General features: G+C 49.9%; 2 protein-coding genes. Both read left to right on the forward strand.

All coding sequences use genetic code 11. The annotated features are described in order from the left end of the window. Positions 1 to 192: hypothetical protein (locus KDK14_RS14990; RefSeq protein WP_257265980.1), on the forward strand; the 192-nt coding region annotated here is incomplete at its 5' end. A 220-nt stretch (positions 193 to 412) separates the two neighbouring features. Further along, positions 413 to 793 carry an ATP-dependent Clp protease proteolytic subunit gene (locus KDK14_RS14995; RefSeq protein ID WP_257265981.1) on the forward strand — a complete coding sequence of 127 codons (381 nt, stop codon included), beginning with the start codon at positions 413 to 415 and terminating at the stop codon, positions 791 to 793. The last annotated feature ends 220 nt before the right edge of the window (positions 794 to 1,013 follow it).

Genomic DNA, 1,013 nt, shown 5'->3' on the forward strand with positions numbered 1-1,013 from the left:
CTACGCGGCAACTGCTCCTGCGTTGCTCTAGCTCCTGCATCCATGCAGTCGTGCGTTGGCAGCAAATTGAGGATAAAAATTACTGAAAGCCATGCCCGGGCGGCCCCGTTGACCTTCAAATGCGATCACGCAGGCGTGAAGTCGTCAACGAAGCCAACGCCACTGAGTGAGAATGATGAAACTTATTTATGAATTGAGGGACTAACCAATTAATTTTTTTCAGGGCAATTGTATGCAAGCAGCATCACCACTTACTCAAATACCCCGGATGCAGGGTATAGCAGCTTATGAGCAATCCCATAACCAAGAACCGTTATGTTGTCAGCTTTGGTGTTTCGGACGAACAGTGTCAGTGTCGAGTCGAACTGCAGTAACCCAGGCTGCAACCACATTTGCAGGCTGTGCTGTAGGCGTGTCAGTTTCCGTGACTGCAGGCCCGGGCATACTTGCTGCCCTGGGTTCTGTCAACGGTGCTGTCGTAACTATTTTCACAGGTCTTGCCGCAGGTGTTGGCGCATCTATTCTCGCAGCTTTTCTCGCCGATAATGTGTATGCCAAATGTCGGCACGTAGCCCCCTCGGTCGCACCAGTACAGTTATCCCGGGTTATCAGTTATGCACCTGAAGCCAGTGGTACTGTACTGGCAGAAATATTCTGCCCGGGCAATGACACCACGTTATCACCCAACTTTCCCGAATTGCCACCATACTCTCCTGAATTGCCACCACCACTATACTCGTCCCAAGAGGCTCTCGATGAACAGTGCCCGTCCGGCGGAGGGCATTCATCCTGAGCGGCAAAGCATGGGAGCACCTGGAGGCTGTCCGAGAACTAGGAGGCTGTCCGAGAACTAGCTATTGAAAAAAACGAAAGCTTCAATATTTGCCTGACTGATCAAATATTGGCCTAAATTTAGCCTGTTTTGGGGTAAAAATTGTGATTTCTACTCCTTTGCTTGCCTTTATGCTGCCATTTTAAGCCTTTTTGCTTCTTCAAGACGGATTGATCCCGTG

The sequence above is a fragment of the Endozoicomonas sp. ONNA2 genome, from assembly GCF_024606365.1.
GTDB lineage: Bacteria > Pseudomonadota > Gammaproteobacteria > Pseudomonadales > Endozoicomonadaceae > Endozoicomonas.